28 protein-coding genes are annotated in these 26,235 nt (G+C 41.6%); 1 reads left to right on the top strand and 27 read right to left on the bottom strand.

Translation table 11 applies throughout. From position 1 onward, the window contains the following. Positions 1-22: 22 nt before the first annotated feature. From DXB73_RS08720 to mtaB, 10 genes are all read right to left on the bottom strand, one after another. The gene (locus DXB73_RS08720; RefSeq protein ID WP_022024671.1) at positions 23-247 is read right to left on the bottom strand and encodes a hypothetical protein; all 225 of its coding nucleotides are present in this window, start codon (positions 245-247) and stop codon (positions 23-25) included. 12 nt (positions 248-259) lie between these two features. Continuing rightward, on the bottom strand, positions 260-1,498 hold the full coding sequence (locus tag DXB73_RS08715) for a U32 family peptidase (RefSeq protein ID WP_118690837.1): 1,239 nt from the start codon (positions 1,496-1,498) through the stop codon (positions 260-262). A gap of 79 nt (positions 1,499-1,577) precedes the next feature. Continuing rightward, positions 1,578-2,246, bottom strand: coding sequence for an O-methyltransferase (locus tag DXB73_RS08710; protein WP_118690836.1), 669 nt, complete (start codon positions 2,244-2,246; stop codon positions 1,578-1,580). 13 nt (positions 2,247-2,259) lie between these two features. Next, a complete protein-coding gene (locus DXB73_RS08705) occupies positions 2,260-2,655 on the bottom strand; it encodes an endolytic transglycosylase MltG (protein WP_022024668.1) in 396 nt (131 codons plus the stop codon). A 2-nt stretch (positions 2,656-2,657) separates the two neighbouring features. Further along, entirely contained in the window at positions 2,658-2,999 is a 342-nt protein-coding gene (locus tag DXB73_RS08700; RefSeq protein WP_118690835.1) for a YlbF family regulator, read from the bottom strand. A gap of 4 nt (positions 3,000-3,003) precedes the next feature. After that, complete coding sequence (locus DXB73_RS08695; RefSeq protein ID WP_118690859.1) at positions 3,004-4,653, bottom strand: ribonuclease J; 1,650 nt, start codon at positions 4,651-4,653, stop codon at positions 3,004-3,006. A 249-nt stretch (positions 4,654-4,902) separates the two neighbouring features. Next, entirely contained in the window at positions 4,903-5,169 is a 267-nt protein-coding gene (locus DXB73_RS08690) for a DUF1292 domain-containing protein (RefSeq protein ID WP_022024665.1), read from the bottom strand. Between the two features lie 52 nt (positions 5,170-5,221). Continuing rightward, entirely contained in the window at positions 5,222-5,647 is a 426-nt protein-coding gene (ruvX, locus tag DXB73_RS08685; RefSeq protein WP_022024664.1) for a Holliday junction resolvase RuvX, read from the bottom strand. Positions 5,648-5,702: 55 nt separating this feature from the next. After that, positions 5,703-5,963: an IreB family regulatory phosphoprotein gene (locus DXB73_RS08680; protein WP_022024663.1), complete on the bottom strand. Its 261-nt coding sequence runs from the start codon at positions 5,961-5,963 to the stop codon at positions 5,703-5,705. 92 nt (positions 5,964-6,055) lie between these two features. Continuing rightward, positions 6,056-7,444 carry a tRNA (N(6)-L-threonylcarbamoyladenosine(37)-C(2))-methylthiotransferase MtaB gene (gene mtaB, locus DXB73_RS08675; protein ID WP_243104007.1) on the bottom strand — a complete coding sequence of 463 codons (1,389 nt, stop codon included), beginning with the start codon at positions 7,442-7,444 and terminating at the stop codon, positions 6,056-6,058. A gap of 179 nt (positions 7,445-7,623) precedes the next feature. Between mtaB and DXB73_RS08670 the strand changes: the two genes are divergently transcribed. Continuing rightward, positions 7,624-7,854 carry an HPr family phosphocarrier protein gene (locus DXB73_RS08670; RefSeq protein ID WP_022025704.1) on the top strand — a complete coding sequence of 77 codons (231 nt, stop codon included), beginning with the start codon at positions 7,624-7,626 and terminating at the stop codon, positions 7,852-7,854. A gap of 128 nt (positions 7,855-7,982) precedes the next feature. Here DXB73_RS08670 and thiI read toward each other — a convergent pair whose 3' ends face one another. From thiI to DXB73_RS08585, 17 genes are all read right to left on the bottom strand, one after another. Beyond that, entirely contained in the window at positions 7,983-9,167 is a 1,185-nt protein-coding gene (gene thiI, locus DXB73_RS08665) for a tRNA uracil 4-sulfurtransferase ThiI (RefSeq protein ID WP_118690833.1), read from the bottom strand. A 10-nt stretch (positions 9,168-9,177) separates the two neighbouring features. Then, complete coding sequence (locus tag DXB73_RS08660) at positions 9,178-10,341, bottom strand: cysteine desulfurase family protein (RefSeq protein ID WP_118690858.1); 1,164 nt, start codon at positions 10,339-10,341, stop codon at positions 9,178-9,180. An 84-nt stretch (positions 10,342-10,425) separates the two neighbouring features. Continuing rightward, positions 10,426-11,169, bottom strand: a complete 744-nt coding sequence (locus tag DXB73_RS08655) for a 16S rRNA (uracil(1498)-N(3))-methyltransferase (RefSeq protein WP_022025707.1) — start codon at positions 11,167-11,169, stop codon at positions 10,426-10,428. Between the two features lie 94 nt (positions 11,170-11,263). Beyond that, entirely contained in the window at positions 11,264-12,034 is a 771-nt protein-coding gene (locus DXB73_RS08650; protein ID WP_118690832.1) for a hypothetical protein, read from the bottom strand. 249 nt (positions 12,035-12,283) lie between these two features. Next, a complete protein-coding gene (locus DXB73_RS08645) occupies positions 12,284-13,210 on the bottom strand; it encodes a hypothetical protein (RefSeq protein ID WP_118690831.1) in 927 nt (308 codons plus the stop codon). Then, positions 13,207-14,400 (bottom strand): hypothetical protein, encoded by a 1,194-nt coding sequence (locus DXB73_RS08640; protein ID WP_118690830.1) that lies wholly within the window; start codon positions 14,398-14,400, stop codon positions 13,207-13,209. The genes DXB73_RS08645 and DXB73_RS08640 overlap by 4 nt, the downstream gene beginning before the upstream one ends. Next, positions 14,378-15,124 carry an ATP-binding cassette domain-containing protein gene (locus tag DXB73_RS08635; RefSeq protein WP_022025711.1) on the bottom strand — a complete coding sequence of 249 codons (747 nt, stop codon included), beginning with the start codon at positions 15,122-15,124 and terminating at the stop codon, positions 14,378-14,380. Before DXB73_RS08635 ends, DXB73_RS08640 begins: the two co-directional genes overlap by 23 nt. Before the next feature lie 18 nt (positions 15,125-15,142). Beyond that, complete coding sequence (locus DXB73_RS08630; protein ID WP_118690829.1) at positions 15,143-16,105, bottom strand: hypothetical protein; 963 nt, start codon at positions 16,103-16,105, stop codon at positions 15,143-15,145. Between the two features lie 2 nt (positions 16,106-16,107). Then, the gene (locus tag DXB73_RS08625; protein ID WP_118690828.1) at positions 16,108-17,244 is read right to left on the bottom strand and encodes a DUF5050 domain-containing protein; all 1,137 of its coding nucleotides are present in this window, start codon (positions 17,242-17,244) and stop codon (positions 16,108-16,110) included. A gap of 127 nt (positions 17,245-17,371) precedes the next feature. Further along, positions 17,372-17,767: a hypothetical protein gene (locus DXB73_RS08620; protein WP_022025714.1), complete on the bottom strand. Its 396-nt coding sequence runs from the start codon at positions 17,765-17,767 to the stop codon at positions 17,372-17,374. Positions 17,768-18,020: 253 nt separating this feature from the next. Continuing rightward, a complete protein-coding gene (locus DXB73_RS14545) occupies positions 18,021-18,158 on the bottom strand; it encodes a hypothetical protein (protein WP_182448279.1) in 138 nt (45 codons plus the stop codon). A gap of 70 nt (positions 18,159-18,228) precedes the next feature. Further along, positions 18,229-20,202 (bottom strand): YgiQ family radical SAM protein, encoded by a 1,974-nt coding sequence (locus tag DXB73_RS08610; protein WP_118690826.1) that lies wholly within the window; start codon positions 20,200-20,202, stop codon positions 18,229-18,231. 30 nt (positions 20,203-20,232) lie between these two features. Next, entirely contained in the window at positions 20,233-21,039 is an 807-nt protein-coding gene (locus DXB73_RS08605) for an HAD family hydrolase (RefSeq protein ID WP_182448278.1), read from the bottom strand. Positions 21,040-21,725: 686 nt separating this feature from the next. Beyond that, entirely contained in the window at positions 21,726-22,214 is a 489-nt protein-coding gene (locus DXB73_RS08600) for a hypothetical protein (RefSeq protein ID WP_147354468.1), read from the bottom strand. 464 nt (positions 22,215-22,678) lie between these two features. Next, the gene (locus DXB73_RS08595; RefSeq protein WP_118690823.1) at positions 22,679-23,740 is read right to left on the bottom strand and encodes an aldose epimerase family protein; all 1,062 of its coding nucleotides are present in this window, start codon (positions 23,738-23,740) and stop codon (positions 22,679-22,681) included. A gap of 80 nt (positions 23,741-23,820) precedes the next feature. Then, positions 23,821-25,260: an amino acid decarboxylase gene (locus DXB73_RS08590; protein WP_118690857.1), complete on the bottom strand. Its 1,440-nt coding sequence runs from the start codon at positions 25,258-25,260 to the stop codon at positions 23,821-23,823. Positions 25,261-25,363: 103 nt separating this feature from the next. Then, positions 25,364-26,233: a phosphatidylserine decarboxylase gene (locus DXB73_RS08585; RefSeq protein WP_118690822.1), complete on the bottom strand. Its 870-nt coding sequence runs from the start codon at positions 26,231-26,233 to the stop codon at positions 25,364-25,366. Positions 26,234-26,235 lie beyond the last annotated feature (2 nt).

Raw genomic sequence — 26,235 nt, 5'->3', positions numbered from 1 at the left:
TTCTGACCGCACTGCATCACTTTTATTGCTGAAATCGGTATGTCTTATCCTCCGTGCAATACACGATCGGTAGTCCAAATTCCTGCAAAGCATGAATATCCTCATAGACACTCTTACGCTCTCCGGCTATTCCTTTCTCTGTGATCCATTCCAAGATTTCTTTCATGGTCAGTCCATGCTTCTCATCCGTCTGCTCGGTCAAAACCTGCATCACCAGCAACAATCTCATACGTACATTCTTTACCATTTCTTTCCTCCATTACTGCTCTTCGCGGACGCGTATCAAATCCAACTCATCCGGTTTCTGACTAAACAACACGTGTATTTTCTGCTTCGGATGCGGACAATTCTCAATGAATCTGCCATCTTCATCCTTCATCTTTTCAACGGTAACAAGCACATTTTCACCGGAAGGCTTCATAATCTCTACCTGATCACCTACCGCAAATTTGTTACGTTGCTCCATCTTTACAAATCCCTGCTCATCTGAACTGCCTGCCAACCCCAAATACGTATACTTTTTAACATACGTATTGTTGTCATATATCTGTGATTCATGCGTTGTCGGTCCATAGAAAAATCCTGTCGTAAACTGACGATACGTACACTTAGAGATCTCATCCCGATAGTGATCCAGATTAGCCGCATACAGCTCCGGTGAATCAAAATAATCGTCAATTGCCTGTCGATAGGTTCTCGCTACGTCAGCCACATAAAGAGCTGTTTTCATGCGTCCCTCGATTTTAAAACTATCAATGCCTGCCTGCACCAGATCCGGAATATGCTCTATCATACACAAATCTTTGGAATTGAAAATATAAGTTCCTCTCTCATTTTCCTCCACAGGTAGGAATTCTCCCGGTCTGTTTTCTTCCATAATATAATACTTCCAGCGGCACGGATGCGTACATGCCCCCAGGTTAGCATCTCTGCCGGTAAAATAATTACTTAAAAGGCAACGACCGGAGTAGGAAATACACATCGCTCCATGTACAAATGTTTCAATCTCCAAGTCATCCGGAATATTAGCCCGAATCTCTGCAATTTCTTTAATGGACAATTCCCGCGCCGAAACCACTCGTTTGGCACCAAGTCTCTGCCAGAAAAGATATGTCTCGTAATTGACATTATTGCTCTGTGTACTAATATGAACTTCTATCTCAGGGCACACCTCTCTTGCAATGGTAAATACACCCGGATCGGAAATGATCAACGCATCCGGTCCGATTTTATGCAGCTCCCTGAAATACTTGCGCACCCCCTCCAGATCACGGTTATGCGCAGTAATATTTGCCGTTACAAAAACACGTTTTCCATGTTCATGGGCGAAACGGATTCCCTCTGCCATATCCTCCATCGAGAAATTTTTAGCCTTTGCGCGAAGTCCGTACATTTCTCCACCGATATAAACCGCATCTGCACCGTACATTACTGCCACTTTCAGCACTTCCAAGCTGCTTGCCGGTACCAATAACTCCGGCTTTCCATTCTCTAACATATAGGTTCCTCCTAAGAACTCGCTAAATTTCATTATATCTAACAATTATGCAGTTTACAAGCATTATCTTACCGTACTCTTACATCTGCTTTACATTCGTTTTCTTATAAGACAGCAAAGCACCGTCCCCAACAGGCAATATAACACTATCCCACTGTTCCGAATGTGTCATTTCGTATAAAAACCCCCGCATCCTCCCATGAATCGTGCGGTCTCGACGGCGGATCGCATAGCGTGACTCAATAATATCTCCCTCTTGAAGAACATTATCAGTCACAAGCAGTCCTCCCGGCTGCAATAAATCATAAATAGGATTCAAAAAAGCAGCATATTGCCCTTTTGCTGCATCCATAAATATGAAATCATATTGTTTCTGCTCGCGCACCAGTGCCGCAAGTATATCTGCCGCATCTCCCTCTAACAATCTGATCTTGTCTCCCTGTGGATATTTGGCAAAATTTTCTTTGGCATCCCGAATTCTCGCCGGAACTTTTTCTATCGTATCCAACGTTGCATCCGGCAGCAATTCACTACGCATTAAAAGAGCAGAAAACCCCACTGCCGTTCCTATCTCTAAAACATGTTTCGGTTGTCGCAGACGCAGCATAAACAAAAGCAATGACTGCATCGAACGACGTATGATCGGCACTTCTTTTTGCAGTGCCCACTGCTCTAATTCCTGCATCGGCTCCGGTATCTGCCAAGTCAGTGAATCCAAATAAGTCACCAAACGTTCGTTTACAATCATTGCACTCTCCAATCTAAATACTAACTGTTAAAATGTCAATAATCTCCTGATAGTCCATATTCGTACGCAATACATAGGTTCCCGGCCGCAAGATAACAGTATCCTGCTCCAGCAGTTGTGTTCTCGCATAAAAACTGTACTTATCAACGATCAACCCCTGTTTTTGAAGTTTGTCTGCCACTTCATACATAGACCGGTTCGTCTCTACCTGAAAAACTTTTTCCTGTCCTTTGCCCTGATCAACCGTTACCGTTCCAAAAACCGCATAACAAAAATGATACCCGCAAATACATACACGGCTGACACCATATAAAATGAGAACCAGCACTAATATATTGACACAAATTGCAAGCAGGTACCGTGCAGAATTTAACATCACCTGCAGTTTTCTGGTATAAGGATCGTTCATCTCTATCCCTCCAAAAAGGATGTTTCCACTGCCGAACCTTCTAAGAACTGCTCCTGCAGCTCTTTGACCATTGCGATATACTGATGTTCTGCAGCAAAAAACTCATTAGCAAGACCATTTTCCTGGAGATCGGCAAAATCTTTCTGCAGACCATTATTCCCCTGAATAAAAGCCTCTCCCTCCTGCATCTGGATCCATAGACTTCGTCGTCTGTAATCTCCGATTCTCTCATAAAGCTCCGGATCTTGCTTCAAACGGCTAAGAACATTGATATACTGATTGTATTCATTGGTCTTTCTAAGCCTGTCTGTCAGTTCCGTCATTAATTGTTTCATCTCATTCATGTATTTACTCCACTTCCATGATGATCGGCAGGATCATCGGATTACGCTTCATCTTTTTCCATAAATAATCACTCAGACTATCTTTAATCTCTGTCTTGATCTTGGTCCAGTCTGTTACATGATTGTCGAGACATCTTTCTAATGCAGAATATACCACTTCTCTCGCCTCATCCATCAAATACTCCGATTCTCTGACATAAACAAAGCCTCGTGATACAATATCCGGTCCGGCAAGTAATTGATTTGTATATTTTTCCAAAGTAAGAACGATAATGATCAACCCGTTCTCAGATAAATACTGTCTGTCACGCAATACAATATTGCCGACATCTCCAACGCCAAGACCATCTACCATAATGCCCTGTGCCTGCACTTTTCCGATCAAAACTGCATGATCTTCACAGAGATCTAACACGTCACCGGACGATAAAATGATCGTATTTTCTTTCGGAATACCCATCTGCTGGGCCAGTTCCGCATGAGCTTTCAAATGCTGATATTCACCATGTACCGGGATCGCATACTGTGGTTTCACCAAAGAATAGATCAATTTGATCTCTTCCTGTGAAGCATGTCCGGATACGTGAGTATCCTGCACGATTACTTTCGCACCCTTTTCCGCCAGCTCATTAATAACCTTGGATACAGACTTTTCATTGCCCGGAATCGGTCTGGAACTAAAGATCACTGTATCTCCCGGCATGATCGATACTTTGCGATGGATATTCGCTGCCATACGGGACAATGCAGCCATCGCCTCTCCCTGACTTCCGGTCGTGATCAACACCAATTTCTCCGGCGGATAGTTCTGCATCTGTTCCATTTCGATCATGATATTGTTCGGTACATTTAAGTAGCCAAGCTCTGTCGCCGTTGAGATCACATTAACCATACTGCGTCCTTCCACGACAACCTTTCTTCCATATTTTTCAGCAGAATTTATAATCTGCTGTACACGATCTACATTCGACGCAAAGGTCGCTACAATAATTCGACTCTTTTCATTTTCCGCAAAGATCGTATCAAAAACTTTGCCAACCGTCTGCTCTGACATCGTGTAACCCGGCTTTTGCACATTCGTACTATCTGCCATCAATGCCAGAACTCCTTTTTTACCAAGTTCACCAAAACGCTCAAGGTCTATCGTCTCTCCACTGACCGGCGTAAAATCAACCTTAAAATCTCCTGTGTGCACAACTGTTCCAACCGGAGAAAAGATTGCCAATGCCGCTGCATCTGAAATACTGTGATTAGTTCGGATGAACTCTACACGAAAGCAGCCAAGATTGATGGATTGTCCATACTTAACCACTTTACGTTTTACCGGCTTAGGCATAACATGTTCTTTTAATTTGTTCTCGATCAGTCCCATCGTAAGCTTTGTCGCATAAACCGGAACATTGATCTCTTTTAATACGTAAGGCAGTGCACCAATATGATCCTCGTGTCCATGTGTTATCACAAAACCTTTTACACGATCAATATTCTGTTTTAAGTAAGATACATCCGGAATGACCAGGTCGATTCCTAACATATCATCTCCCGGAAATGACAATCCGCAATCCACAACAATAATGCTGTCTTCGTACTCAAATGCGGTAATATTCATTCCAATCTGCTCCAAGCCGCCCAACGGGATGATTTTCAATCCCATACCGATCTCGATCTTCTCTTTCGGCGCTGCAACACGTCTGGTCGTCGTTCTTCTCTGTGCTGCCGGCGACGCTGTTCTGCGTGTCCTTCTTACCGGCGCCTTACGTGGCACTCCTCCTTCAAAATCCGTATAATCATCTGTTTCTCTTCTCAAAATCTTACCTACCTTTCTCATTTTTTAAGCGCACAAAAAACAAACCCTCGATAATTACTGTACAGCTTATCAATATAGCTTATTATCTCGGGTGAATTATTCTTGCATTTCTATAGAAACGTCCTCTAAAAGTTCCGCAAATACTTTAGAAATCGCGTCCAATTCCTGTTCGTCTTCTACAAATTCACAAACAAGCTCCTCATTGCCGTCCTCTGCAACTTTCTTCATAATATATGCTTCTGAATCTGCATCTTCCTGCTCTGTTACAAGCAAATAATTTACTCCAGCTATTTTCGTTTCTTCTACAACATAAAAACGAATGTCCTCTCCGTCTTCATTCGTAAAGATAACTTGCTCCGTCATCGTTTCGTCTCCTCCGTATCGCTATAACCTTTATAGCTGCTCTCTACCTGCTCTACCGGTGAGACAATGTATCCAAATAATTCTGCAGGATCAAAGATGCCGCCATCTTATCAATATATTGCTTACGCTTGTCCTTACGTATGCCCCCCTGCTCTAATACACCGTCTGCCTGTGCTGTCGTCAGTCTTTCATCCTGATAGATTATTTCAAGCCCGGTTCTATTTTCAAGCATATCGCCAAATTCTTTTGTCTTCTCGCAACGCTCACCCTCTTCATTGTCCAGCTTCTTCGGCCAGCCGACCACAATGCGATCCACATCGTATTGTTCTATGATCTGTTCAATCTGAGCTAATGTCTGACGCAATTTCGTCGGTCTGTCACGGTGAATCGTAGTAAGAGGCTGAGCTGTCAGCATCAATTCATCACTCAATGCCACTCCAACCGTCTTTGATCCATAGTCAAGTCCTATCACTCTCACGGCTATGCTACTCCTTCTATCTGCTTATGCACTCTTAATCCCCGGCTATTAGGTTCTATGAAAAATTATTGCGGATATAATCTTCTAACAATAATTCTATCATCTCATCACGCTCCACACGGCGGATCAAACTTCTTGCGCCCTTGTGGCTGGTAATATACGTTGGGTCACCAGACATAATATACCCGACAATCTGGTTTACTGGGTTATATCCTTTCTCTATCAAGGCACGGTATACCTGTTCTACAACATCCTTAACCTCAATATCCTGGTCCTTCTGTACTTTGAAATATTGTGTATTATTTACTTCCTGCATAAAGGCTCTAACCTCCATTCTCTTTTCACGTACTCTTACCTATCGTCTATAGTAATATAATCAAACGAAAAATACAAGTTTTTTTTGTGGGCTCATTCGGCAAAATGCCCTAACAAAACATCATGCGGCCCCTGTTTTTCCAGCTTTACAAAGACTACTGCACCCTTTTCAAACATCCCATCTGCACCGATCGGCACAGCAACGCGAACGTATCTGGATGTGTAGCCGACAACATAATTTTCGCCATCTATTTCTGTCATTTCTTCCAACAGCACCTGCGTTACCTGTCCGATAAATTGTCTGCGGTACGTTTCCGAAAGCTGCTCTGTCACCGCTAACAGCCGGTCACTGCGACCTGCTTTTTCCTGCTCCGAAAGCTGTTCCGGCATCTTGTCTGCCACTGTTCCCTTGCGTCTGGAATACTTAAACACATGGATCTGCGCAAACGCTGCCGTCTCTGCAAACGCCAATGTCTCTGCAAACTCTTCCTCTGTCTCTCCCGGAAATCCTACTATAATATCTGTCGTGATCGCCGGATTCTCATAATAACGCCGCAATATATGCACGCCTTCCAAATACTGCTCACTCGTATAATGTCTATTCATACGGCGCAGTGTTTCATCGCAGCCGCTTTGCAGGGACAAATGAAAATGCGGACATACCTTCGGCAGTGCAGCCAAATGTGCCACAAACTCTTCCGTAATAATACGCGGTTCTAACGACCCTAAGCGGATCCGCTCAATGCCATCCACCGCATTGGCAGCTGTAAGTAGCTCTAACAGCGGACGCCCTTTCAATTCTAAAAAGGAACTTGCTTTGCGGTCATCTACCCCATAAGAAGACAAATGTATTCCGGTAAGTACAACTTCCCGAATACCTTTCGCAGCCATCTGTTTCAACTCTTGTACGACCTGCGGGATCGGCTTGCTCGTCAGCGGTCCTCGAACATACGGAATGATGCAATAGGAGCAATACAGATTACAGCCATTTTGCACGGTAAGATATGCTCTGGTATGCTCTTCTTCCTGTGCCATCAAAGATTCACCACCGCCAACTCTTCCGGTCTCTTCCCCGGATATCTGCCACACTTTCTCCTCTATGGAAACTCCATTTTCGCTTTGTACCGCATCCGCCACATTTTGCTGCCACGCCTGCTTGACTAAAGTTACAATGGCGTTCTTTTGGTCATTCGGTACAAACAGATCCACGCTTTCATCCTGCTCATCTTTTGCCAGTGCAGAGTCTACATAACATCCCGTAGCAACGATCAATGCCTGTGGATTTTTTTTCTTAGCGCGATGAAGCATCTGTCTGGATTTACGGTCAGCAATATTTGTTACGGTACATGTATTCACCAAATAAATATCCGCCTCTTCCTCGAAAGAAACGATATAATCTCCCGCCTCGATAAATTTATTTTTCATCTTGTCTGTCTCATAAGAATTCACTTTACAGCCAAGCGTCAAAAAGGCAATCCGCATAATTCTTTCTTCCTTTCTCATCCATTTTATGTAAAAATGCTGTTCTCAAAAAATAATCCTGTTCATTTTTGGCTATGTTTTTTCGTTTTCAAATTATTTTTTTAGCAACATTGTATATTGACTTTTTCTTCCATAGTGACTAGTATAAAACTGTAAGAAAGAAAAGGAGGTAAAAAAATATGAAAACAGTAAAAATTTCATTAAACTCAATTGACAAGGTAAAAGCATTTGTAAACGACGTAACTAAGTTTAACACTGACTTTGATTTAGTATCCGGAAGATATGTGATCGACGCTAAGTCTATCATGGGAATCTTCAGTTTGGATCTGTCTAAAGCCATTGATCTGAACATCCATGACGATGACACCGATGAGATCCTTAAGGTTTTAGCACCTTACATTGTAGAGTAATACTCTATATACCATATTGTGTGAGCAGTATCACCTCTTTCCAGCCGGAAAGAGGTTTTTTACATTATAGGAAACTTCACGTTTCCTATAATGTAAAAAACGCTCCACGAGGATGCGATCACTTATGTTTACTCATCAATCTCAATAATCTGAATCGTATCTAATGCAGTCTGTACCATTTCATCAATCTTTTCGGTCAGATTTTCCTCGGATCTGCGAATTACCTTGCAATCTGGTTTTGTAACCGGATGCTTCGCAACAAAGATCGTACAGCAATCTTCAAACGGCTGGATCGATGTCTCATACGTTCCAATCTTTTCCGAAATATCTACGATCTCCTGCTTATCAAATCCGATCAACGGACGATATACCGGAAGTGTGCACACCTCATTCGTTGCTGCCAAACTATGCATCGTCTGGCTTGCCACCTGACCGATACTCTCTCCGGTAATAAGGCCTAAACAATCATTGTCATAGGCTAATTTTTCTGCAATGCGCATCATATAACGACGCATAATGATCGTCAATTCCTCATGTGGACATTTTTCATAAATATAGAGCTGAATGTCCGTAAAGTTGACCACATGCAAACGGATCGGACCAACATATTTAGAAATGATCTTTGCCAGATCAACTACCTTCTGCAAAGCACGTTCGCTCGTATAAGGCGGTGCATGAAAATATACTGCATCTACATACACACCGCGTTTGGCGATCATATATCCAGCTACCGGACTGTCAATTCCGCCGGAAAGCAATAACATTGCGCGGCCATTTGTGCCAAGCGGCATACCGCACGCTCCTGTGTATACTTTCGAATATACATAAGCTTTATCACGGATCTCTACCCAAATATATACATCCGGATCATGTACATCAACTTTGACATTCTCAAAGCGATCCAGCAAATAACTTCCCATCTCTACACAAACCTCTGGTGAAGTCAGCGGATAATGCTTATCACTGCGGCGGCATTTCACCTTAAACGTAAACGGTTTGCTGCCATATTGATGCTCCACAAAATCTCCCACGCAGACCGTCAGTTTATCCCAATCTTTCTCTTCGATGACATCGACCGGACTGATGCCGGATACACCAAACACATGACTCATGGCATCGATCGCATCATCGAAATCATAATCTCCATCTGCTTCCACAAAAATACGTCCCTGCTCTCTGACAACGGTAAATTCGCCATCAATCTTTGCCAATCGTCTGCGGATCTGTTCGCATAATGCATTCTCAAATTTATAACGATTCTTTCCCTTAATTCCAATCTCTGCGTACTTACATAAAAAAGCCTGTTTTGCCATTGATAACCTCCTACTTTCTAATAAATCTTCGAAGCATCGGAAGTAAATTACATAATTGCTCCAATGCATAGTCAATCTGCTCTATCGTTGTATCTGTCGAGAAACTAAACCGCAGCGTAGAATCTAGTAATTCATCTGCCACACCGATAGCCTTCAACGTACCACTAAGTTCCGGATGATTCGACGAACAAGCCGAACCCGAGGATACAAAGACACCTTTTTCTGCCAGTGCATGCAATAACACTTCACTGCGCACTCCTGCAAAACTTGCGCTGACAATATGTGGTGCTGTCTCTTCCAATGGAAGCCCTGACACGCCATTGACCGTCACATCTTCTAGTACTTCCAGTCCCTCGATCAAATGTTTCTTGCAGGCATACATCTGTTCCACATAGGTTGATCTGTTTTTGCAAAACAGCTCTGCTGCCACACCCAAGCCGGCAATCCCCGGAACATTTTCCGTACCGGAACGAAATCCCTTTTGCTGACCACCGCCGTAAATGAGCGGACGAACTTTCGCTTTGTCACGCATATAAAGGAATCCGACTCCCTTAGGTCCATGCAGCTTGTGACCGCTGACAGACATCAGATCGATCCCCAAACGTTTCGGCACAATATGATATTTGCCATATGCCTGGATAGCATCAACATGAAATAAAATCTTAGGATTGTAAGAATGCACGATCTCCGACAGAGTTTTTACATCCTCCACTGCACCTAATTCATTATTCACTAACATGATCGACACAAGAATCGTTTCTTCCGTCAACGCTTTCTCTAACTCGCTCGGTGAAACCTGTCCGTTTTTATCCACCGGCAGATACGTAACCTGATAGCCCAACTCCTCCAGAAAGGCAAGCGGTTCATGTACAGAAGCGTGCTCTATCCTCGTCGTGATAATATGTTTGCCTGCGCGTCGATTTGCATATGCGCCACCGATCAATGCCATATTATTAGACTCTGTTCCACCTGATGTAAAAATAATTTCTCCGGGAGTGCATTTTAAGTCTTTTGCTAAAATCTCCTTGGTTTCACGAATATACTTTTCCGCTTCCATTCCTTTGGTATGTTTACTGGAAGGATTTCCAAAATCTTCCTCCATCACACGAACCATTTTTTCTCTGACTTCCGGAAAAACTCTCGTCGTTGCCGCATTATCTAAATATGCTTCCATTGCTGCCTCCATGTTATCCTAACACTAATCTTCAAGTCCCCCGCCCCTGCATACGACTTTAGGTCAAATGCTGCACCCTGACAGTCATTCACCCTGCATCTGAAACATTAGAATGGATAATAACGCCATTCCTGCTGTTTCGGTACGTAAAATACGTTTTCCAAGCGTCATCGGATGTATGTTTCTCGTCATGGCACGTTCCACTTCCTCCGGTTCAAATCCACCTTCCGGCCCGATGAAAATGCCAAGAGACCGCTGCTTACACGCCTGATCCACAATCTTTCTTGCCTCTTCCATCCCTGTCTGAAGCTCATATGGTATTACATTATAATCAAGTTGGTCTGCCATAGCAAGTGCTTCCTCATAACTTACCGGTTTGTGTACCGTAGGAATGATCCCTCGGTCGCACTGCTTTGCTGCCGCATACGCAATAGACTGCCAACGCTCTAACCGCTTGTTGATCTTTTTTTCCTCAGACAGCTTAACAACTGTCCGTTTTGTCATGACCGGCACAATTTCACAGGCACCCAGTTCCACCGCCTTTTGAATGATCAGTTCCAGTTTGTCTTTCTTCGGCATTCCCTGAAATAAAGTGATCCTCACCGGCAGTTCTGTTCCCGTGGGCTGAACCTTCTCGATCGACGCAACAACCTCATCACTGCAAATAGATTGAATCCGCGATACATAATCCGTTCCGTTCCCATCACAAGCTACGATCCAGTCTCCCACCTCAAGGCGTAATACATTTTTGATGTGGTTGACATCTCCCCCGGAAATGAACACTTCTTTTTCTGCAAGCTGGTCTGCAGATACATAAAATCGATACATAATTCACCTCTACCATTATTTTGGCTATACAGAAAAACTGTCCAACCGCACCAAACAGTTGGACAATCTATTTCTTCACATAAATACGCATTATTTATAGCAGTTGATCCAGTAAATTACTGGTGTTGCCAAGAGTAGAATACGTTCCCTGGCTGCTATATCTGGTTCCTCCGGAAGTCTTATAACTTGCACTATTGGCAAGCCGATATGTTGCTGTTGCCTTATCACCGATCGTATCTCCATAAGAACCACCACCCTGAAACAGTGATTTGATCGTTGACAGGGAAGCTTTCTGTGCCTTTGTCTCATCCAATGTCAAGTTGCCTTTTTTGTCATAACTAATACCAACCTCTGCCAACAATTTGGAATTAGCAGCTGTTGCTTTCAACGCTGACAGATTCTGCTTCTGCACCGTTGACTTCGAGGATTTACCGGTCTGCTCAATGTAAGTATTATACGCACCTACAAAACTCTTCAGTGCTGATGTGATCTTGCTGCGATCCACCGCACTCGTACCATCCTCTGCCGTCTCAACCTTATACAAAGAGTCCTTTTGCAAGGCAGATGCCGCATCCGACAAACTTTTTGCACCGGTCTTGAGCTCCTGCATCTGCTGAAGCTGCTCCTTTTCCTGTGTGCTCATCTGTGCTGTCTTATCGTTTTTATTAGTTTTGTCTGTTTTGTCTGTCTTCTGCGTTGTACCAGCCTCTTTTGCATAATATGCTTTCATCAGCTTGCCATACGCACCACTACGGATCATCGAATAATCGCTCAGAGAGCTGCTCAAACCTCCAAACAATGAGTTCTTGTATGATCCAAATAACGAACTCATCAATCCACTATTATTACCTGTATATAATGACATCGTCATCCCTCCCTTATCAAAAGTAACACAAACTTATTGTGCTACCCTACCAACACCTCTAGTTAATATTACTTTACCCCTTATCACCTCTGTTTGTCAAGTTTTTCTCCCATGAAGGATATTCTCCTGCACTGGAATTTACTTTTTCAAGTTAGCGACAGATTTTCTCCAAGGACGATTTTCTCTCATGGAGGATTTTCTCCAATGGAGATATTATATTTTTTATAACGACTGGTTTCATCCTATATTTTAGGAAATAACCGGATAAACCATGATCCATTTTGCTATTATATTCCAAGTGTCGTACTGCATAAACGCCGCTGCCAATACCGGTCCAAATATGAGCACTGCCAAAATCAGGGCTCCGACCTTTTTGTTTTGTATAAAATATAGAATACTATAGGTCACGACTGCAAAGATCATTGTATTTACTACTCGAAGTAACAGCGTCAACAAATACCAATGAGCAATACTGATCGTGATATGCTTTCCTGCCAAACAGGAAATGCTTTGAATGGGTGCGTCCAAATAAGAAAGTGGCGAAAACTGTCGTATCACCATAAGTTCCTCCACGGCAAACAGAATGACAAATATCAATGTCGCCATAAGGATTGTTCTAAGCTTAGCACCCCATAATCCTCTTCTGCCTTCTCTGGTTACACTTATCGTTGCCAATAACTCTTTTGGCTCACAGCATACTAACAACACGATCAGCAAAAAAACAGACAACATCAAGCCCCACTGCGTTCGATCCATGCGAAATAATTGATCGTAATAACCATCAAAGATCATCCAAGAGCCATTTTTTCGTGCTGTCTCGTATTTTTCATAGATCATATCAATTGCTTCATTCTTATCATTCATCATATGATATTCGTCACGATATTTCATATACTCATCGACGCTGATCTTCCCCTGCGCATATTCATCTTCTTTCTGCGCCTCCTCCTCTAACACGGCATCCTTTCTCTGTTTCAGCTCTTCAATCTCTTTTGCGGTAGATGCCGTCAATCTGCCACCGATCTTTTGATATATTTCCTGCTGCTTTGCAGTATTTCTTCCCTTTTGTACACTAGAATTCTGTGTCCAAAAGAGCATCAGGAAAGCCAGGTGGATAACGACAAAGCATAGCAGCACTCTACCGTTTAAGATCTTTTTCCATTCAAACCATATCATTTTTTACCACCTCTTTTGGTCCACAACAATAGCATAATACATATCCCAATAAGAATAACGGCGATAAGCAGCGGGAAGATCACCATAGAATATTGATACTGTCCTAATTGAATATACCTCGGCTGCTGCGCAAAATATTTTATCTGAAATAATGAAATCGGATTACCAAGTTTTTCGATTTTTAATAATCGATAAAATTCCGGTCTCGGCAGGAAATACCGTTCTCCCGAATCCACCAAAAAAATGCTGTTATAAAGTACCACTTCCATAACATCCGGAATGATCCCCAGTATAAAAATGACCAATGCCGCTAACAGTGCAAAGATCCCTTTGCGCGTTAATTTGGATAACAACATGGTGATCACTGCGATGACAATCGTGGCAAGTGCAGATGCTGCGATCTGTCGCAAAATATAACCAAAGATCGTTAGTCCTGAAGCGCACATTTGATACCCCTCCACCAAAAAGAGCGGACTGCTCCAGTCCTCACTACGCATACCAACAGCAAACCATTGATATGCCAAATAAATACCCCAAAAATAAAAATTGGAAATCACAGACCAAAAAACTCCATGCAATAACTTCGTGAGTATAATTCTCTCTCTTCCTTTGCGGGTGACATGGACAACATCTGCCAAATGACTCTCCCACTCTATGGAAAAAGAATTGCTAAGGACAAAGATGACAAACAAACAAGGCAGTACGCCATATAGTTCACAACAAACGGCAGCCGTAAGCTTTTTTTGATCAACAATTGTTGTATTTTTTTCTTTATGGTAACCCACCAATTCTCCCTGATAATCAGAAACCATCAGCTCCATATTACTGTTTCTCTTTTGGATACAGTCAATGCAATCGATCGCTTCTCCTAAAAAGCCATATTCGTCAAGCTTCGTACCGGCATATTTCCCCGGCTTCTTAATTTCTGTTTTAATCGGTGTCCCATCCTCACGATAAAGCTCTGTCTGAAGCTGATCGACTTCCTCCTGCAGCTTTTGCTTGTCAGCTAAGGAAATCTGTTGGTCTTTCATCTTTGTAAAGAAAATTTCCCTTGTATTTTTTTCAAAAACATATCCGTACTCATTAAAATGCATTAAGCCAATTGCCGCAAACGTCAGCAATAGCAGCATAAGTAACGTTCCCCAAGTAAGCACATACTTTTTGCTTTCAAATTTCATTCCCTGTATCATGTAATTTTCTCCCCGTCAAATGCAAATAATACTGTTCTAAGCCGGTCAGTTCCTTATCTTCTATCTGCTTCATATAATAAGACATTGCATGATTCTCCAGAACCTTTCCTTCATTCATAACTAATATATAATCTGCCGTCTCTTCAACATCAGAAACAATGTGCGTGGATAAGATCACTGTCATCTCCTTGCCGGCTTCCTGTATCATCCTCTTAAACTCCGCGCGCTCCTCCAGATCCAGGCCAACTGTCGGTTCATCTAACAGCAGTATTCTTGGACTTTCTAAAAAAGCCTGTGCAATGCCAAGACGCTGCTTCATTCCACCGGAATAAGTGGCGATCTTATTATCTTTTACATCATATAGATTTACTCTTTGCAGCAATTCATCAATCTGACGAGTGTTCTTACGATCTCCCCCCTTTAGATAATGCATGTATTTCATCATGTCATATCCGGTAAAATGAGTATAGAATCCGATCTTTTGTGGCAGATAACCTACCATAGAATGATACCCTGCCAGATCATCAAACACATTTTTCTGCTCGTAACAGATTGTTCCTGCCGATGCCTTTAAAACAGTGGCGATAATATTTAACAATGTCGTTTTTCCTGCACCGTTCGGGCCCAACAAGCCGTATACTCCTCCTGAAAACTCTTGTGACACCCCCTGCAACACCGTTTTTTTACCGTATTGCTTACTAATGTTTTTAATCTCTAACTTCATGGTCTTAGTCCTCCACCTTTACGGTTGAATTTTATACTTGTCTGTAACATACGAACTATCAACATCACCCCCTTGTTCATACATATAAGCAAACACTACATTACTCTTAGCTGAATTCACAGATATTTTTTTACTTATTATTTCATTTGGTTTTTGTCTCCAAAAGAAAGAATAATTGCCATCCACCTTAATGGGAAAGCCATCTACAAATATCATCCCAACATATACCTTCGACTTTCCTAATGCCCCTAAATAAATATGATCTGAATTTTCCATATCTAATATATAATCAAATTTCGGCATACTTTTTTCTTCTTTCTCGGAAAGCCATACAGCTTCTGAATCATTTTCTTTATCGATCTTGCGTGATTTCATATGTATGAACTTTTTGCGAGGATTCGCTATATTAGGTAATGTTCCCTTTATCTTATATACACCGGCGGACTCTCCAACCAACACTTGATCCAGCGAATCATTCGGAATATTATCCGGATAATAAATCATAACCATTCTAAGCTGATTATTTTTTCTGTTAAAACTTTTTGCCGAAAATTTAATGTTCAACTTTTCAGAAGAATTTGGGTTCAATAAAAAAGCACCTGCCTTTTCTTCCCCTCCTTCGATATGTTCTATTTCTTGATAACAATCGTTCACAAAAACCGCTATAATATAGTTCAACGTTGTGTTACAGTTATTGATACATTCAAGATTAAATTCATATTTCCCATCACTACTAACTTCAATTATTTGATCATTCATAATTGGCTGTTCAGCCTTATCGTATAAATAAAACCCCGCTGAAGTTTGCTTTATCGGACCATCACTTACAGGTGTATTCTCTGCATCTACGCTTTTATGTACTTTGTTCAAATGTTTCTCATTTTTGTGATTCCTGTTCACGAAAAATATTATACTGCCAAACAGCAAAACACCTATTCCAAATACAATTGCAAACTTAACAAAAATCTTATCTCTAATCATCGTTAGCCCTCCACCTTTTTCGGATAATCGAGACGTTTTTCGCCACTTCCATCCTTCTTAACGCAGTACAAATGTGTAGGACGCGCACCCACTTGCCCCTCTTTTAACTGTCCTTCATATTGTTGAATTACCAGCCAATCACTCTCCGGGCACACGTACAGTGCTCCCATCGCGCACTTTGTAACTTCGTTGCTTTTGTTTGACGCAATATCTAACACTCTCAAAGAAACATCCTCATCATTTAAGATCACCTGATAATAAATCTTGTTGTTTTTTTCATCAATGTTAAATAAATATACCTCATCCAACACCTTTTCTACGTGATGGTCTGTTAAAGAAATCCGCTTTAAGGTATTTTCCACCTCAAAACGACCCTTTTTATCATATTCCATGCACCGATAATATAAATAATCCCCACATATCTGTGGCGACGCTGCCTTTTCATCGCAAAAGCGTTTTTTATCACTGCCATCCAAATTTGTTTGATAAAGTAACAGATCCTCTAAGCAAAAATATATTTTATCTTTATAAAATGTTACATATTCATATGATACCGGTTTATCAATCACCTGCTCCTCCTTAGACGGATCATCGATAGAAATTCTATAAATGCCAAAATCATTCATAAAATATAAATATTTCCGGTAGCCCCATAGACCTCCAATATGATTTTTACTTCTGTAAATGCAGGTGATCTCATTATTTTGTATTTTCCAAATTTCACTATTATCTGTTCCACTGACTGCAAAAACAACATCGCCATAGCTAACCATATAACTTAATTGCTGATTTGTAATGCAATCTGTCCCATTATGTAAGCAGGAGCGTTTATTACAATAAAATTGTAGTTTTTGTGTGGAATCATCAAAACATAACATCTGCGAACCGCTATCATCTCTGTTATCTATTACCACCCCACGTCCTTGTACATATGCCTGATCTCCACCATTTTGAAGATTGCCTGAAGTATTTCCAATTCCGCTGTAATCAACCGCTATGGGTGTTTTTGTTTTCGTTGAATGATCAGCCCGCCGGACATTTTTTTCCACCGGCTTTCTCGTCGCTATTAGCACCAAAAATATTCCTATTATGATAACTACGCCACAACACAATCCAATAATTATCTTTTTGTTTTTCATAAAGACACCCCCTATTTTCCATTAATATTTAGAGATTACAATTATTGCTCTATCCTGTCCACGCAAGAGAAAACACGGTTGATTTTGTTGTTAAATCAACCGCTTTTCTCCAACAACCTCTCTGCAATTATTCTGAAAGATTAACACTAAAATTTCCAAAATTTGAACTTGTAACATAAAATTTAGCAGAAATTCTCTTTATTGAGCCTGGTTTATAGTGTTCACCAGCATAAGATACGGTATACGCATTGCTCGCCGACTTGCTTACCCCCATCTCTCCACCACCGTCTTTTTTGACAATGTTAATATTTTTAATTCCTAATTTCTCAACCTTATTTCTGGCTGATATTTTTAAATAAGCTTGGGAATATGTAGTCGAACCTCCTTGTCGGGAAATAGAACATGTCACTGATGTCTTACCTAACTTTCCACCTTTCGTTTCATATGCGCCTGCTAAACTTACATTAGCAATCATGCATGTAATAGCCACAACAGATACCATTTTTTTGATGTTTTTTTTCATACGATTTCCTCCTCATATTGATTTGTAATGAAAATAAATATAACAGAATTAATAGAAACTATTTTTAATAGAAACTATTTTTAATAGAAACTATTTTTAATAGAAACTATTTTTAATAGAAACTATTTTTAATAGAAACTATTTTAATTTGTATTATACAATACATATCATTGTATGTCAAATATTTTTTTAATAAAGTATACAATTTTATATATGAACTGAATTGAAAAGCTTAAATGCAATTTACAGCGAATCACTCATACAGCTTTCGACCTCTCTTTTTTTCTTCTTCCTCCGTTGTCTTTAGGATGTCCTCTTCTAATTTACCATTTTCCCAAAATTCCCACTTTTTAATAATTTTCCGAAACCATTTACTTTCCTGACAAGCCATAATAGCTGCCCCAAATCTTGCCAATTCAGTTGATATTGTATCTCTCCACCCTAAATACGCTCTATTCTTGCTATTTTCTTCTGCTATTGCGCCCGGAACGCTTCTGCCCACCGCTTCGATTACGATCCACGTTCGATTTCCTTTGTCCGTTTCTCTCTGGCTGCTTTCCGGACTTAGTCCCATTATTCGAGCGTTTTCCTGTTTTTCCCTTGTGGGATGCCTTCTTCCCGCTATGCTCCATCCACTTTTCTTTGCGCGGATGGATCAGACATTTCGCATCATATCCGATCAGATCGCGACGGTCTGCTTTGATCAGGGCTTCCTTGACCAGATCATAGTTGTCCGGATTACGATACTGTATCAACGCACGCTGCATTGCCTTTTCATGCGGATTTTTAGGCACATATACCGGTTCCATTGTGCGCGGATCATATCCGGTATAATACATACACGTCGAGATTGTGGATGGCGTCGGATAAAAATCCTGCACCTGCTCCGGCATATAACCAAGATCTCGTAAATATTCCGCTAATTCCACTGCTTCCTTTAGTGTCGAACCCGGATGGGAAGACATCAGGTATGGCACCACAAATTGTTCTTTACCAACTTTGCTGTTGATTCTCTGATAGCGTTTCAGGAAACGTTCATACACTGCATTTTCCGGTTTACCCATCCGCGTAAGGACTGCATCAGAAACATGTTCCGGTGCGACTCTAAGCTGTCCGCTAATATGATATTCGCATAGCTCCTTCAAAAAGGTATCATCTTTATCTGCCATCACGTAATCAAAACGAATTCCTGAGCGAATAAATACTTTTTTCACACCGGGAAGTTTTCTCAACTTTCGAAGAAGTATCAGATAATCATCATGTGTTGCAACAAGGTTATTGCAAGGTTTTGGGAACAAACACTGCTTACCGGTACAGACACCATATTTTTTCTGTTTATCACAGGCTGTACGCCGAAAATTAGCTGTCGGACCACCTACATCATGAATATATCCTTTGAATTGCGGATCTTCTATCATCTGCTTTGCTTCTTCAATGATCGACTCATGACTGCGCACCTGAACCACTCGTCCCTGATGAAAGGTCAGCGCACAAAAGCTGCAACCGCCAAAGCATCCGCGATTGCTTGTCAAGCTAAATTTAATTTCATTAAGTGCCGGAATACCACCATCTTTTTCATAGATAGGATGGTACCCCCTCATATATGGCAGTGCATACACATCATCCATCTCTAATTCCGTAAGTGGAGCAGCCGGTGGATTTTGCACAATATATAAATGGTCGCTGTACGGTTCTACCAATCTTTTTGCCGTGACAGAATCGGTATTTTGATATTGTATATAAAAACTTTTTGCATATTGTTTCTTGTCGCTGCAAATGTCATCATACGATGGCAGCATCTGTGCATCGTACACTGCATCTAAATTTTTAGCACGATAAACACATCCATCAATAAATGTAATATCTTCTACTGCAATCCCACTGTCCAGTGCTTCTGCCACTGCAACTATCGCGCGTTCTCCCATGCCATATACTGCAATATCCGCCTGCGAATCCACCAAGATCGAATGTTTCACGCTGTCTGACCAATAATCATAATGTGCTAATCGGCGCAGACTGGCCTCGATTCCTCCGATAATGATCGGAACCTGTTTATACACTTTACGGATCAAATTGCAATAAACTACGGTTGCATGATCCGGACGTTTTCCAATAACGCCTCCCGGAGTATAGGCGTCTTGATGGCGTCTTTTCTTGGAAACAGTATAATGATTGACCATAGAATCCATATTGCCGGCAGACACCAAAAATCCTAAACGTGGTCTGCCAAACACCTGCACACTCTGCTCGTCTTTCCAGTCCGGCTGGCAGATAACACCAATCCGAAAACCATGTGCCTCTAACACACGTGTAATGATTGCCATTCCAAAAGACGGATGATCTACATAAGCATCTCCACACACATAGACAAAATCAACCTCATCCCAGCCTCTTTTTCGCATATCCTTTTTGGAAATTGGTAAATAATCGTTCATTCTTATCCTCCGTTTGATCGTCTGTTAAAACTACACAAGCTGCAAATATCGAAAAGCATTATAAAGACCATCTTGCAAGATCGTATCTGTTTCAAAGTCTGCGGCATCTAAAACCGAAGCTGCACTGCCACCCATGGCAATTCCAGTGCCGGCATAGGACAGCATCGGCAGATCGTTTGTACTGTCACCAATGGCAATCGTATCCACTTTTGCAATCGCAAAATGATCCATCAAAAACTGCATACCACTGGCTTTGGAATATCCCATTGGAACAACTTCATAAAACCCATTACCACGGTCAATAAAGGTGAGGTCATGTTCAAACATTTTTAGAAAACGTTCCGTATCACTTCCCGGTGTATCACAAATACAAAATTTATCAAACGTCAGATCATGTGCATCCTGTGGTGCCACAAGAAAAAGATTGGGAATGACCCCCATTTGTTCTTCTTTGAAATCGCCTATGTGGCTATGATATGTTTGTGAACTATAATATACAGCCCCCGTGCTTTCAAGAATCCATTCCAGATTACAGTCATGTAACGCTGCTAATATGCGATTACCAAGATCAAACGGTATCGTATGTTCAGCAAGTACATTATCGTGATACGTAATATATGTACCACAGCCACAGACAAGCCCATCCATTTGCAACTGTAAAATAGGTTCGTCAATCTCAGCAAGCGCTCGTCCGGTATTAATAAAACATAAGTGGCCGTTTTGTTGTAATTTTCGAAGGGCTGTACGTGTACTATCCGGAATAATACGACCATCACGAGCCTCCGTCACAATCGTGCCATCTATATCAAAAAAAATCAGTTTGCGTTCTGTATTCATATGCAGCCTCCTGTGCAACGTTAATGTCCAATTTAAGTTCTTAACCATAATAGCGAAAATACAGATGATGTGCAAGTAGACCTAGAAGATGACTGATTTTTCTTGCTTTGGTTGGCTGATTTTGTGATTTCGGTTATTTCAGCTTGCCGTTCCGAGTGGTTGGGGTGACTTAATTCTCATTTTTCAGCATTTTAGCTTGCCTTTGCGCTGCTTTGGTTGACTGTTTTTGCAATTTTGGTTATTTCAGCTTGCCTCTTCGGGTGGTTGGGGTGACTTAATTCTCATTTTTCGGCATTTTAGCTTGCCTTTGCGCTGCTTTGGTTGACTGTTTTTGCAATTTTGGTTATTTCAGCTTGCCTCTTCGGGTGGTTGGGGTGACTTAATTTTCATTTTTCGGCATTTTAGCTTGCCTTTGCGCTGCTTTGGTTGACTGTTTTTGCAATTTTGGTTATTTCAGCTTGCCTTTTCGGGTAATTGGGGTGACTTAATTCTCATTTCCCGGCATTTTAGCTTGCCTTTGCGCTGCTTTGGTTGGCTGTTTTTGCAATTTTGGTTATTTCAGCTTGCCTTTTCGGGTAATTGGGGTGACTTAATTCTCATTTCCCGGCATTTTAGCTTGCCTTTGCGCTGCTTTGGTTGGCTGTTTTTGCAATTTTGGTTATTTCAGCTTGCCGTTCCGGGCTGTTTCAGCTATCTAGCTTTTCAAGAACGGCACGGTATACCATTACCAAGTAAGCGTCGATAAAACAATAGCGATTGGTTAAATATTCGGTTAATTTGTACAAAAAGCTGATGCCTAATACAGTAAGACTAATGCATGTAACAACATAATCTAATTTCAATCCGATCAGCAAAAAATTAGCGATCACATATACGATTGTCACTGGCACAAAACTTTGACCTATCCGCAGTGCTTTATATAACGCCTTTAGAAGCCCCTCTGCCCTTTGTGCACGTCTATCCGGGGACTCGGCCATCAGATGACGGTACATTCTTTGGTACACCGGTTTATTGACAAAAGAAAGTTCATTTGGCTTTTGTCCTTTCAACTCTCTGCGACTTAGCGCAACATATCTCTTATACTCATGCTTTCCAAAATCTTTTCGCAAACACTTCTGAAATACACTTTTCATTACTTTCCACCATTTTGTATAATATTTATTCAAACTTTCCATACCGCAAATCTCCCACAACCACATATTACTTATTATGTCGGTAGTATTGACATATTTTGCAGCCACTATATTATGGGTCCTTCCATCAGGAAACTATAGCAATTGCCTTGCCGCAATTAGTTTTGACAGTGATTTCCGGTATGGAAAGTTTTAATTATTTATATGAACGTTTTCACAAAATGTTCATACTTTTACCACAAACCGCACACAGTTTTTCGGTAACTTATTACCTGTAAGTTGATTACATTACTTACTTTTTTCATAATCATTTTCATTAATGGGACTTGGCAGATCTCCCTCCGCCAAGTCCCCCTCCCATTTTAAACACATATTTAATGCACACCCCACAAACAGATTTCTAAAAATACGCAATTCATCTAATAAATGCTAAAAATGTACACCTCAACCGGTAGCTTCCAAAAAAACACAAATCAATAAATAAATTCCAAAAATACGTGCTTCAACTAATAAATTCCAAATCGGAACACTGTCGTTGATTCAAAGGTTTCCCCTGCTTTAAGGATCGGTGATGGGAATTTCGGCTCATTAATTCCATTTGGGTACTGCTGTGTTTCAAAGCATAAACCACCGAAATTTCCATAGGTAATGCCACCTTTTCCACCTTGTTCTACAAGCTCTTTCGCCGTATACAACTGTACACCCGGCATATCTGTATACACTTCCACAATACGTCTACTTTCCGGATCTCTCACAGCAGCTGCATAGCAGATCTCGCCCGGATTGCCCGGTAAAATATAATTGTGATCATATCCGGATACTGTCTGAACATTTGCATCATCTTCACCGATTCTGGAACCAATGTCATGAAACTCTCTAAAATCCATTGCTGTTCCTGCAACGTCACAAATTTCTCCCGTTGGCAGTCGTTTTTCATTGATCGGTGTATATTTTGCTGAAGCAATCTGCACCTGTGCACCCAACACATCTCCGGCAGCCTGTCCACCACAACCAATATTAAAATAACTGTGATTGGTGATATTTAATATTGTATCGGCATCACTCACCGCATTATATTCAATCATTAACTCGTTGGCATCATTCCAAGTATATGTGATCGTAAATGTCAGATTCCCCGGAAATCCCTGCTCGCCATCCGGACTAACTCTTGAAAATGATACACTTGCATCATCCTGACTTATCGCACATTCTGCATCATACATCAAATAGTTGTAACGTAAGAAACCGCCATGCAAACAGTTTGTAGCATCATTATTATCCAATGGATACTCTTTACCGTTTAATACAAAGCAAGCGTTTGAAATACGGTTTGCACAACGTCCTACCGGCGATCCAAAACTCGGCACATTGCTCTCATAGCCACTTAATGTATCATAGCCCAGTACTACATCCTCTAATTTTCCATCCTTATCCGGTACAATAATGCTTTGGATCACTGCACCATAATCCAAAAACGAAACACTGGCTCCCTGTCCATTGGTCAATGTATATTTTGTGACCTGTTTCCCCTCTTTTGTTACACCATAATTTTCTTTTTCGATTCCCATAATTTCCTCCAATCCATCCCATTATCAGCAGTTCATCTCTAAGCACGGTTTACCATGCCATTTCGAGTATAGCAAATGCATTATTCTTTGACAAGCACTGACACTTTTGTAATGTTGTATTCCTCAAACTGCTGAATCATGTTCTGCGTAATGATTTCTCCACACACGGCAATCGGTACTGCCGGCGGACACGACACCGTCTCTGCTCCGCAAATACGTCCTTCTGCCTGCGATACTGCGATTTCTTCACATTCTGCCATTACCGCCTCTCGTATTGTACAGGCTCGTAATGCAGGAGTGCTGATCCTTGTCGCTGCCTCAGGCACTGTCTCCTTAGCGTTTTCTTCACATGGCGGATGCAAATACCGTCCTAAATGTTCTGGCATCTGCTGCCTCAACTCGACTTTCTGCATTCTATCAAACGTCTGTGCAAAGTGTTCGATACGCGCCAGATCTTGTTCTGTATTTTCCGGTGTCCCCATCAATACCACATACTGATGATCTGCATATTCACACTCTATCTGCGCTTTTCTCATCTGCTCAGCAAGCCTTTCTCCATCCAAACACATAGCTGCTGCACAAATGGTCAGCTTAAGCGGCTCCTGCCCGGTTAACGCAAATCCACACTGTCTCAGCGTTTCTCTACATTGCTGAAAACGTTTAACAAACGACTGTAGCCGCTCCGGATAATCGTCTGCCAAGTAATGATTACAATAATCCAAAGACTGTAATATCAGATACGATGGGCTGGTCGAGCCAAACAGTGCCATCGCCCGCGGTATCCGTTCAATTGAAAAATCGGACGCCTGTTTCGCAATGTGTAAATATGCTCCCCCGGTCAACACCGGAAGCGTTTTATGTGCTGAATCACAGCATATATCAGCTCCAAGCTGCATAGGATGCAATGGTTCCTGCAAAAAATTCAAATATGCACCATGCGCATTATCGACTGCCAAAGGCAGATCATATTCCCTGCACACTCCGGACAGACCGCTAATATCCTGAATATTTCCCAAATAATCCGGCGAGGTTATATACACACCTATCACATTACCACATAGCTCCTGTAATGTCTGCCGCAGTCTTTGAGGTGATACGACAGCCGTACATAGATGGGAGTCTTCTCCCTGCAAAAATATAATATCCACATCCAGCAATGCACACGCATCGATCATTGCCCGGTGAACATTACGAGCCGCCAATATTGTCGGCCGCATTGTCCGCTGCCAGCGCCCGGTGCGTTTTGCCCTCTGCAGCAACGCATCGATCATAACTTTAATGCACAGCGAAGATCCCTCCGTCGAATAAAAAGTGTGTCCTGTGTTAAACAACATTGCGGCATTCTGCTGACTTTCTCGAATGATTCCTTCTGCTGCATGTAACACATCTGCTCCCTGTACCTCTGTAATATCTTTCGGTTCGCAACCCAAAAACACATGCCCTTTATGACCGGGCATGTGTAATCTGCTGCACTTCCTATTTTGATAATCTTCTACAAAATCACAAATCGGTGTTCTCAACAATATTCTCCTCTTAATCCTATTGCCATCCTTCACATCCGGTATACTGCACAACCCCTGTTGCAATTCTACGCATCCGGTAAACTACACAACCCCTGCCAATTCAGGCTTTTAGACCGGTTCCAATCTTTTCCCCCTGTTTAACAACCGTCTCAATCCCGTCTGCACTATTTTGCCAAATATCCTCATCTATGCGTACCTGACCTGCTTGTACCGCTACAATGACCGTGGAGCCGCCAAATTCAAAATATCCTTTTTCTTCCCCGCGAGATACCGTTTGCTCGACGTCATGGTTCACAATTCTGCCAACAAGCAATGCCCCCACTTCCATCAACAATAAATGGCCAAAATGTCTGCTCTTTTGAATACAAAACTCTCGGGTATTTTCTTTATAGATCGGATAATGTTCTCCTGCCACAGGATTCACGGTATGATATACTCCCGGAATATGAAACTCTCTGGAAACTTCTCCATCATCCACAAAGGCATATCGATGATAATCATCCACCGTCAAACGAAATACGCACAGTATGCCCCCTTCATATTCTTTGGCAACTCTCTTACTTCTTGTCAGAGTTTCCATCGTATACTGTGTATCTTTGATGCAAAACCGCGCTTCTGCTGTAATCGGATACACCGAAAGTTTACTGTCACACGGTGCTGTAAACGCCTCTGCCGCCTCTGCAAACGGTCTGCTGCCCGGACAAATCTTCCGGGTAAAGAAATCATTATAACTGGTAAATTCCTGTTTTTCATATTGTGACAGATCGATATGATTTTTTTGAACAAATGGAGGAATCAACACAGTAGACAATCTTGAGTCCATAAAGTATCCTACAATCTTAGAAACAGCAGGCTGAACTAACACTGACAGCAACTTGCGCCCCAGTGCTGTTCCATACATTTTTTGCAATAAAGCATCCTGCTGCCCGTTCGCACAGACTTCCTTGCCTGTCCGGTCTTTATAACGCATCA

It is taken from the genome of Clostridium sp. OM05-6BH, from assembly GCF_003481635.1.
Lineage (GTDB): Bacteria > Bacillota > Clostridia > Lachnospirales > Lachnospiraceae > Butyribacter.
The sequence above is the reverse complement of the archived record's forward strand: the minus strand, read 5'-3'. Positions and strand labels throughout refer to the sequence as shown.

Excerpts from the sequence above, each read along its gene's own strand:
- DXB73_RS08660 (WP_118690858.1), bottom strand. The coding sequence starts at position 10,341 with ATGGAAGCATATTTAGATAATGCGGCAACGACGAGAGTTTTTCCGGAA.
- DXB73_RS08635 (WP_022025711.1), bottom strand. The coding sequence starts at position 15,124 with ATGAAGTTAGAGATTAAAAACATTAGTAAGCAATACGGTAAAAAAACG.
- DXB73_RS08700 (WP_118690835.1), bottom strand. The coding sequence starts at position 2,999 with ATGAATGAGATGAAACAATTAATGACGGAACTGACAGACAGGCTTAGA.
- DXB73_RS08695 (WP_118690859.1), bottom strand. The coding sequence starts at position 4,653 with ATGGGATTGAAAATCATCCCGTTGGGCGGCTTGGAGCAGATTGGAATG.
- DXB73_RS14545 (WP_182448279.1), bottom strand. The coding sequence starts at position 18,158 with ATGGCTTGTCAGGAAAGTAAATGGTTTCGGAAAATTATTAAAAAGTGG.
- DXB73_RS08690 (WP_022024665.1), bottom strand. The coding sequence starts at position 5,169 with ATGACGGAGCAAGTTATCTTTACGAATGAAGACGGAGAGGACATTCGT.
- DXB73_RS08655 (WP_022025707.1), bottom strand. The coding sequence starts at position 11,169 with ATGTATCGATTTTATGTATCTGCAGACCAGCTTGCAGAAAAAGAAGTG.
- thiI (WP_118690833.1), bottom strand. The coding sequence starts at position 9,167 with ATGGCAAAACAGGCTTTTTTATGTAAGTACGCAGAGATTGGAATTAAG.
- DXB73_RS08640 (WP_118690830.1), bottom strand. The coding sequence starts at position 14,400 with ATGATACAGGGAATGAAATTTGAAAGCAAAAAGTATGTGCTTACTTGG.
- DXB73_RS08620 (WP_022025714.1), bottom strand. The coding sequence starts at position 17,767 with ATGAAAAAAAACATCAAAAAAATGGTATCTGTTGTGGCTATTACATGC.
- DXB73_RS08715 (WP_118690837.1), bottom strand. The coding sequence starts at position 1,498 with ATGTTAGAGAATGGAAAGCCGGAGTTATTGGTACCGGCAAGCAGCTTG.
- DXB73_RS08670 (WP_022025704.1), top strand. The coding sequence starts at position 7,624 with ATGAAAACAGTAAAAATTTCATTAAACTCAATTGACAAGGTAAAAGCA.
- DXB73_RS08625 (WP_118690828.1), bottom strand. The coding sequence starts at position 17,244 with ATGAAAAACAAAAAGATAATTATTGGATTGTGTTGTGGCGTAGTTATC.
- DXB73_RS08600 (WP_147354468.1), bottom strand. The coding sequence starts at position 22,214 with ATGGAAAGTTTGAATAAATATTATACAAAATGGTGGAAAGTAATGAAA.
- DXB73_RS08630 (WP_118690829.1), bottom strand. The coding sequence starts at position 16,105 with ATGATTAGAGATAAGATTTTTGTTAAGTTTGCAATTGTATTTGGAATA.
- DXB73_RS08605 (WP_182448278.1), bottom strand. The coding sequence starts at position 21,039 with ATGAATACAGAACGCAAACTGATTTTTTTTGATATAGATGGCACGATT.
- DXB73_RS08645 (WP_118690831.1), bottom strand. The coding sequence starts at position 13,210 with ATGATATGGTTTGAATGGAAAAAGATCTTAAACGGTAGAGTGCTGCTA.
- DXB73_RS08595 (WP_118690823.1), bottom strand. The coding sequence starts at position 23,740 with ATGGGAATCGAAAAAGAAAATTATGGTGTAACAAAAGAGGGGAAACAG.
- DXB73_RS08680 (WP_022024663.1), bottom strand. The coding sequence starts at position 5,963 with ATGCAGGAAGTAAATAATACACAATATTTCAAAGTACAGAAGGACCAG.
- DXB73_RS08585 (WP_118690822.1), bottom strand. The coding sequence starts at position 26,233 with ATGCGTTATAAAGACCGGACAGGCAAGGAAGTCTGTGCGAACGGGCAG.
- DXB73_RS08650 (WP_118690832.1), bottom strand. The coding sequence starts at position 12,034 with ATGTCATTATATACAGGTAATAATAGTGGATTGATGAGTTCGTTATTT.
- DXB73_RS08705 (WP_022024668.1), bottom strand. The coding sequence starts at position 2,655 with ATGAACGATCCTTATACCAGAAAACTGCAGGTGATGTTAAATTCTGCA.
- DXB73_RS08610 (WP_118690826.1), bottom strand. The coding sequence starts at position 20,202 with ATGAACGATTATTTACCAATTTCCAAAAAGGATATGCGAAAAAGAGGC.
- mtaB (WP_243104007.1), bottom strand. The coding sequence starts at position 7,444 with ATGCGGATTGCCTTTTTGACGCTTGGCTGTAAAGTGAATTCTTATGAG.
- DXB73_RS08720 (WP_022024671.1), bottom strand. The coding sequence starts at position 247 with ATGGTAAAGAATGTACGTATGAGATTGTTGCTGGTGATGCAGGTTTTG.
- DXB73_RS08710 (WP_118690836.1), bottom strand. The coding sequence starts at position 2,246 with ATGATTGTAAACGAACGTTTGGTGACTTATTTGGATTCACTGACTTGG.